Genomic DNA, 7781 nt, shown 5'->3' with positions numbered 1-7781 from the left:
GTCGGCGCCGCACGAGGCGCCGGGCGAACCCCCCGCGGCGGCCGCGGTCCCGCAGACCGGCGCCACGGTCCCCCAGACCGGTGCCACGGTCCCCCAGACCGGTGCCGTGGTCCCGCAGACCGGCGCCGCGGTCCCCCAGACCGGTGCCGTGGTCCCGCAGACCGGCGCCACGGTCCCCCAGACCGGCGCCACGGTCCCGCAGACCGGCGCCGACGGCCTGGTGCTGCTGCGCCGGGTCGGGGTGGTGGATCCCGGGTCGCTCGACGACTACCGCGCCCACGGCGGATACGCCGCCCTGCGGCGCGCGTTCACGCTCGGGCCCGCCGGGGTGATCCGGGAGGTCACCGAGGCGGGGCTGGTCGGGCGGGGCGGGGCCGCGTTTCCCACCGGGCGGAAGTGGGCGGCCACCGCCCAGCAGCCCGACCATCCGCACTATCTGGTCTGCAACGCCGACGAGAGCGAACCGGGCACCTTCAAGGACCGGGTCCTGATGGAGGGCGATCCCTACGCCCTGATCGAGGCCATGACCATCGCGGGCTATGCGACCGGGGCCCACCGCGGCTATCTGTATCTGCGCGGCGAGTACCCCCGTGCGCTGCTCCGGCTGCGCACCGCCATCGACCGGGCCCGGGCCCGCGGCTTCCTCGGCGAGGACGTCATGGGGCAGGGGTTCGCGTTCGACATCGAGATCCGGCGCGGTGCGGGCGCGTACATCTGCGGCGAGGAGACCGCGATCTTCAACTCGATCGAGGGGCGGCGCGGTGAACCGCGCAGCAAACCGCCGTTCCCGGTCGAGAAGGGGCTGTTCGGCAAGCCGACCGCGGTCAACAACGTGGAGACGCTGGTCAATGTGTTGCCGATTCTGATCGAGGGTACGCAGGCGTATGTCCGCACCGGTACCGGCACCTCGACGGGCACCAAGCTGTTCTGCGTCTCCGGCACGGTCGCCCGGCCCGGCGTCTACGAGCTGCCGTTCGGGGCGACGCTGGGCGAGCTGCTGGAGCTCGCGGGGCCGCCCGGGACGCTGCGCGCGGTGCTGCTCGGCGGCGCGGCGGGCGGTTTCGTACGCCCCGACGAGCTGGACGTCCCGCTGACCTTCGAGGGCACCCGCGCCGCGGGCACCACCCTCGGCTCGGGGGTGGTGCTGGTCCTGGACGACAGCGTCGACCTGCCCCGCATCCTGCTGCGCATCGCGGAGTTCTTCCGCGACGAGTCCTGCGGCCAGTGCGTCCCCTGCCGGGTGGGCACCGTACGGCAGGAGGAGGCCCTGCACCGGATCAAGGACCTTACGGGCGCCGCCGCGGCCGGGGACATCGCGCTGCTGCGCGAGGTCGGCCGGGCCATGCGGGACGCCTCGATCTGCGGTCTGGGCCAGACCGCCTGGAACGCCGTGGAGTCCGCCATCGACCGCCTGGGAGCCTTCAAGTGACCGCGATACCGCTGCGACCCCCGCGCCGTCTGGTCGACCTCACCCTGGACGGCGAGCCGGTCCGCGCCCCGGAGGACAGCACCCTGCTGGACGCGTGCCGCGCCGCGGGCAAGGACATCCCGACCCTGTGCCAGGGCGACACGCTCACCCCGAAGAACGCCTGCCGGGTGTGCGTGGTGGAGGTGGCGGGCGCCCGCACCCTCGCCCCGGCCTGCTCCCGCCGGGTGGAGCAGGGCATGGAGGTGCGCACGGACACCGAGCGCGCCCGGCACAGCCGTAAGGTCGTCCTGGAGCTGCTGGCCTCCTCGACCGATCTGTCGACGACCCCGCGCGCCGCCGAGTGGATCGAGGAGTACGGAGCCGAGCCGGACCGTTTCGGCGCGGACGCCGCCCGGGTGGACGAGGAGCCGAAGGTCGACAACGACCTGTACGTCCGCGACTACGACAAATGCATCCTCTGCTACAAGTGCGTGGACGCCTGCGGCGACCAGTGGCAGAACACCTTCGCGATCGCGGTCGCGGGCCGCGGTTCCGACGCCCGGATCTCCACCGAGCACGACGCGCCCCTTACCGACTCCGCGTGTGTCTACTGCGGCAACTGCATCGAGGTGTGCCCGACCGGCGCGCTGAGCTTCAAGACGGAGTTCGACATGCGGGCGGCCGGGGCCTGGGACGAGTCGGCGCAGACGGAGACGACGACGGTATGCGCCTACTGTGGTGTGGGGTGCAATCTCACCCTCCATGTGCAGGACAATGAGATCGTGAAGGTCACCTCGCCGCACGACAATCCCGTCACCCATGGGAACCTGTGCATCAAGGGCCGTTTCGGATACCAGCACGTACAGAACCACGCACAGAACCGGGACTGATCGACATGGGACGGGTCACCGAGCGACGCCGCGTCATCCGCATCCGGGACGGGGCGGTCAGCACCCGGCCGGACACCCTGGTGGCGGAGGAACCGCTGGAGATCCGGCTGAACGGCAAACCGCTGGCGATCACCATGCGCACACCGGGCGATGACTTCGCCCTGGCCGCCGGGTTCCTGGTGAGCGAGGGCGTCCTGGGGCGCGCGGACGAGCTGGCGAACATCGTCTACTGCGCGGGCGCCACCCGGGGGGCACCCCCAGCGGTAGCTGAGGGAGGCTCCAACACCTACAACGTGGTGGATGTGAGCCTGGCCCCGGGCGTGCCGGTCCCGGACATCACGCTGGAGCGCAATGTCTATACGACGTCCTCCTGCGGGCTGTGCGGCAAGGCCAGCCTGGACGCGGTGCGGACGACGGCGCGCTGGCCGCTCGCGGACGGCCTCGGTGACGGCCTCGGTGACGGGGCGGACGGCGGGGGCTCTCCCGTCCGGATCGAGCCGGAGACGCTCTCCGTGCTCCCCGACCGGCTCCGCGCGGCACAGCGCGTCTTCGACCGGACCGGCGGGCTGCACGCGGCGGGGCTGTTCACCCCGGACGGTGAGCTGCTGGACCTGCGCGAGGACGTGGGCCGGCACAACGCGGTGGACAAGCTGGTGGGGCGGGCGCTCCAGCAGGGTCTGCTGCCGCTGTCGGGATCGGTGCTGATGGTCTCGGGCCGCGCCTCCTTCGAGCTGGCGCAGAAGGCGGTGATGGCGGGGATCCCGGTGCTGGCGGCGGTGTCGGCGCCCTCTTCGCTGGCGGTGGATCTGGCGGCGGAGACGGGGCTGACCCTGGTCGGCTTCCTCCGCGGCACTTCGATGAACGTGTACGCGGGCGAGCAGCGACTCGCTCTGCGGACAGCGGTCGGCGGGACCTGAGAAGCGGTCCGCCCGCTGCACGGGTTGGCGGGCCGGCCGGCGGGGAGCGCCCCCTGCGTCGGCCGACCCCTACCGGGTCGCATACGCGCGTCACCGGGTCGCGTACGCACGCCACCGGGCCTCGTACATGCGTTCCGCATCCGGGCCTTCACTCGAAAGTGTTCTTGACCGCTCGTTCTGGTTAGGTGCTACGGTTGAGGCATGGCCAGAACGAAGGAATTCGACCCGGAGGCCGCCCTGCAATCGGCTCTCGAGCTGTTCTGGCAGCGCGGCTATGAAGCGACCTCGATGGCGGACCTCGTCGACCATCTCGGCATCGGCCGCGCCAGTATCTACGCGACCTTCGGCAGCAAGCACGAGCTGTATCTGAAGGCGATGGACCGCTATGCGGAGACGCGCGACCCGTCCCTGCTGACCGAGCTGTCCCAGCCGGGCCCGGCGCTGCCCGCGGTGCGGGCGGTGGTGCGGCGCTTCGCCGAGGAGGCCGCCTCCCCGGAGAAGCGGCTGGCCGGCTGCCTGGTGACCAACACGGCGGCCGAGCTGGCCCCACACGACCCGGCGGCCGCCCGCCGGGTGGAGCTGAGTTGGGACCATGTGGAGACACCGCTGTGCTCCGCACTGATACGGGCCCAGGCCCAGGGGGAGCTTCCCGAGGACCGCGACCCCCGTGCGCTGGCGCGGATGCTGTTCGTGCTGATGCAGGGGCTGCGGGTGGTCGGCAAGGCGTCGGACGACCCGGCCCGGGTGCGGGACGCCGCGGAGCAGGCGCTGGCACTGCTGGATTGACCTCCATGGCCTGACGCTTCGGACCCGATACCTCCGACCCGACCTCGGCGGCCTGGCATTCGCATGCCCGCATATCAAAACGATCGGTCAAATATTGGGGGACAGATGACCGTCACCGACGCGCTGCCCTGGTCGTCGGCCGGGGTGCTGGTGCCCCTGCTCATCGGCGCCGCGCTGCTCGTCGCGTTCTGGTGCGTCGAGCGCCGGGCCGGCGATCCGCTGCTGCCGCCCCGCTTCCTGCTGGACCGGCGGCGGGCCCTCGCCCTCGCGGCCATCGCGCTCAGCGCCTGCGCGACCGCGATGACCTTTGTGACCCTCTCTCTCCATCTCCAGCAGGACCGTGACTGGTCGCCGCTGGGGACCTCGGCCGCCTTTGTGCCGTTCGCCATCGCCCTGCTCGCCTCGGGGCGGGCGGCCGGGCCGCTGATAGCCCGTTTCGGCTCCCGCGTCGTCACCGCCGCCGGGCTGGCCACGGCCGCGGCCGGGCAGGTTCTGCTCGCCCTCACCGGGCTCGATCCGCACACCTCGTATGCCTCCGCGCTGTTGCCGGGGCTGGTGCTGCTGCCGGCGGGCGCCGCCGCCTCCTTCGCCGGGGCCGCCGTGCTCACCACCCATGGGGTGCCGCCCGAGCGGACCGGGCTCGCGGGCGGGGTGCTGAACACGGCGATGGAGCTGGGCCCGACCGTGGTCTTCGCCATCGTGCTCACCTTCGGCAGCGATGCCGTCTCCCTCGCCGCGACGGGGGCCGCGCTCGCCCTCGTCGCCGCCCTGACCCTCCGCGTCCAGCGGACCCGACCATCCCGTCCCTCCCCGCTTCCTCAAGGAGCCACGCAGTGAACCGCTTCACCGGAAAGACCGCCGTCGTCACCGGAGCGGGCAGTGGCCTCGGCCGTGCCATCGCGCTCGCCTTCGCCGCCGAAGGCGCCTCCGTGGTGGCCGCCGGGCGCACCGAAGCCACCCTGGCCGAGACGGTCCGCCTGATCGAGGCCGCCGGCAGCCGGGCCGCCGCCGTGCCCACCGATGTCACCGACTCCGGGCAGTTGCGGGAGCTGGTGCACCAGGCCGTCACCCGCTTCGGCGGCCTGGACATCGCCGTCAACAACGCCGGGATCATGGGTGGCCAGGGGCCCCTCGGAGAGGTCAGCGAGGAGGACTGGGAGGCGGTGCTGCGCACCAATGTCACCGGTGTCTGGCTGGCGATGAAGCACCAGATCGCGCATATGAAGGACCACGGCGGCGGGGCGATCGTCAATGTCTCCTCCAACCTCGGCGCCCACCTCCGCGTCCCGGGCCTCGGCGCGTACAGCACCTCCAAGGCGGCGGTGGCCACGCTGACCCGGGCCGCCGCGCTCGACCACATCCACCAGGGGATCCGGATCAACGCGGTCAGCCCCGGTGCCTCCGACGCCCCCATGTCCCTGCGGCCCGGTGAGACCGAGGCCGACCGCGCCGAGCGGATGAAGACCGAGAATCCGCTGGGCCGGATAGCGGAGGCGGGAGAGATCGCGGCGGCCGTGCTCTACCTCGCGTCACCGGCGGCCGGTTCGGTGGTCGGCACGGATCTGGTGGTGGACAGCGGCTCATCGGCCTGACCGGCCCCGAGGACCCAACCGGCCCCGCGCGCCTGACCGTGCCGAGCGATCGACCAGCCGGAGCGGCCCGGCATGGGCTCCGGCCACGGGACCCTGGCCATGCGGCTCCGGCCACGGGACTCCGGCCGTGCGGCTCCGGCCATGGGGCTGCCCCCACTCTTACGCGGGGGCTGGCCGCATGGCCTGGGCGGCGTCGTACGCGGAGGCTGGTGAGACATGAACGCACCCACGAAGCGCCCTCGTTTACGCCTCGTCATGGCCACCGCCGTCACCGCCGCCCTTCTCGGCGGTGCGGCGGCGGTCCCGGCCGCCGCCACCACCACCGCCGACCCCGGAGCCTCCACAGCACCCCAAGCGCCCCAAGCGTCCGCAGCGTCCGGCTCCGGCTCCCCCGACCACCGACTCACCGAGGACGAGTTGCGCCACGAGGTGGCCCGGACACTTGAGGACGCCGGTTTCATCGGCCTGACCGTGGAGGTGCGCGACGGCCACCACCGGATCCACGCCCGCGCGGGCGAGGCGGAGCTGAACACCGACCGTCCCATGCCGTACGGGGCGCACTACCGGGCCGCGAGCATCACCAAGTCCTTCGTGGCCACGGTCGTTCTCCAACTGGTCGCCGAGGGACGGCTCTCGCTGAGCGATCCGGTGGACAAGTGGCTGCCGGGCGTGGTGAGCGGCAATGGCAACGACGGCCGCCGGATCACCGTCAGGAATCTGCTCCAGCACACCAGCGGCATCCACAACTACGACTACAGCGAGGACACCGGCGATTCGGCGGCGGACTTCGATCGGACCCGGTTCGACCATGTCTCCCCCGAGCAGGTGGTCGCCGGGGCGATGAAGCACCGGCCCGACTTCCCGCCCGCCCCGGCCGATGACCAGAAGCCCGACTGGAACTACTCCAACCCCGGCTATGTCCTCGCCGGAATGATCATCCAGAAGGTCACCGGACGGGCGTGGCCGGAGGAGGTCCGCGAGCGCATCATCCGCCCGCTGGGCCTGACCGGCACCTATGAGCCCGGGGACGATCCGCGACTGAAGGCCCCGTACGCGCATACGTATCAGCGCTTCCCCGGCTCCAGCGCCTGGACGGACACCACGATCCGGAACGTCTCCTGGGGCGGTGCGGCCGGTTCGCTCATCACCACCGACCGCGATCTGGACCGGTTCTACACCGCGCTGCTGGGCGGCCGTCTGCTGCCCCCGGCGCAACTGGCCGAGATGCGCCGGACCGTCCCCGTCGGGCCGGACTTCGAGGTGGCCTTCCCGCATGCCCGGTACGGGCTCGGGATGATGCGGCAGCCGCTGAGCTGCGGCGGCTACCGCTGGGGCCACGGCGGCGACCTCGAAGGGGCCTCGGTGCGGACCGGTTTCACCGAGGGCGGGCGGCGCTCGGTGACCATCAGCTCCAGCGGCAAGACCTCCAGCGACGAGCAGTTGCTCCGGGCCGAGGCGGCCGTGCAGCGCCTCACCGATCGCGCCCTGTGCGACGGCGCGCGGCCGAAGCCGTAGACTCTGACATCCATTGGAGAGTTTCGGGGCCGGAAGAGAGTTCCGGGCGTGAGGATGTGCGGAGGAGGGCCCATGCGGATCGGCGAGCTGTCCCGCCGCACCGGGGTGAGCGAGCGGCTGCTGCGCTACTACGAACAGCAGGGCCTCCTCCAGCCCGAGCGGCTGCCCAGCGGCTATCGCGCATACCGCGCCTCCGATGTGGCGGTGGTGCGGCGCATTCGCTCGCTGCTGGCCGCCGGGCTGTCGACGGCGACCATCTCCCAGGTCCTGCCATGCCTCCGCGACGACGGTGAGCACCTCGTGCCCACCTGCCCGGATCTGCTGGGCGAGCTGCGGGCGGAGCGGGAGCGGATGACCACGGCCATCGAGGAGCTCGAGCTGTCCCGGTCGCTGCTGGACAGGGTCATCACGGCGGGCCAGTCGGCCATGAGCTGACGCCGAAGTTGGGCGTGGCCGGGGCGGCCGGGAGGCGGGGCGCGGCCGGGGGGGCGGGGCGCGGCCGGGGGGGTGCCCCTATGGGTTTCGTCAAGCTGTGGGGGCAGGTTGCGGGTCGTAGAAGGTGCCGTCGCGAAGCATCGCGAAGAGGACGTCGGCTCGGCGTCTGGCGAGGCAGAGGAGGGCTTGGGTGTGGTGCTTGCCCTGGGCGATCTTCTTGTCGTAGTAGGTCCTGGAG

8 protein-coding genes and 1 pseudogene are annotated in these 7781 nt (G+C 72.2%); 8 read left to right on the top strand and 1 reads right to left on the bottom strand.

Features of this window, described 5'->3' with window-relative positions; all coding sequences use genetic code 11:
* The 8 genes from KN815_RS43915 to KN815_RS43880 all read left to right on the top strand — a co-directional run.
* Window positions 1-1429: complex I 51 kDa subunit family protein (locus tag KN815_RS43915; protein WP_253209620.1), on the top strand; the 1429-nt coding region annotated here is incomplete at its 5' end.
* Complete coding sequence (locus KN815_RS43910) at window positions 1426-2298, top strand: 2Fe-2S iron-sulfur cluster-binding protein (protein WP_216347341.1); 873 nt, start codon at window positions 1426-1428, stop codon at window positions 2296-2298. The genes KN815_RS43915 and KN815_RS43910, both read left to right, overlap by 4 nt.
* Window positions 2299-2303: 5 nt before the next feature.
* Entirely contained in the window at window positions 2304-3215 is a 912-nt protein-coding gene (gene fdhD, locus KN815_RS43905) for a formate dehydrogenase accessory sulfurtransferase FdhD (RefSeq protein WP_216347340.1), read from the top strand.
* Window positions 3216-3416: 201 nt separating this feature from the next.
* Entirely contained in the window at window positions 3417-4001 is a 585-nt protein-coding gene (locus tag KN815_RS43900) for a TetR/AcrR family transcriptional regulator (protein ID WP_216347339.1), read from the top strand.
* 105 nt (window positions 4002-4106) lie between these two features.
* Entirely contained in the window at window positions 4107-4838 is a 732-nt protein-coding gene (locus KN815_RS43895) for an MFS transporter (RefSeq protein ID WP_372458629.1), read from the top strand.
* Entirely contained in the window at window positions 4835-5593 is a 759-nt protein-coding gene (locus KN815_RS43890) for an SDR family NAD(P)-dependent oxidoreductase (RefSeq protein WP_216347338.1), read from the top strand. Before KN815_RS43895 ends, KN815_RS43890 begins: the two co-directional genes overlap by 4 nt.
* 216 nt (window positions 5594-5809) lie before the next feature.
* Window positions 5810-7108, top strand: coding sequence for a serine hydrolase domain-containing protein (locus KN815_RS43885; protein WP_216347337.1), 1299 nt, complete (start codon window positions 5810-5812; stop codon window positions 7106-7108).
* Between the two features lie 72 nt (window positions 7109-7180).
* Window positions 7181-7543, top strand: coding sequence for a MerR family transcriptional regulator (locus tag KN815_RS43880; protein ID WP_216347336.1), 363 nt, complete (start codon window positions 7181-7183; stop codon window positions 7541-7543).
* Between the two features lie 90 nt (window positions 7544-7633).
* Here the strand turns inward: KN815_RS43880 and KN815_RS43875 are convergent.
* Window positions 7634-7781: pseudogene (locus KN815_RS43875) on the bottom strand (IS110 family transposase); the annotation flags it as partial.

Source organism: Streptomyces niphimycinicus (genome assembly GCF_018883605.1).
Classification (GTDB): Bacteria; Actinomycetota; Actinomycetes; order Streptomycetales; family Streptomycetaceae; genus Streptomyces; species Streptomyces niphimycinicus.
This window is presented reverse-complemented; position numbering and strand designations above follow the sequence as displayed.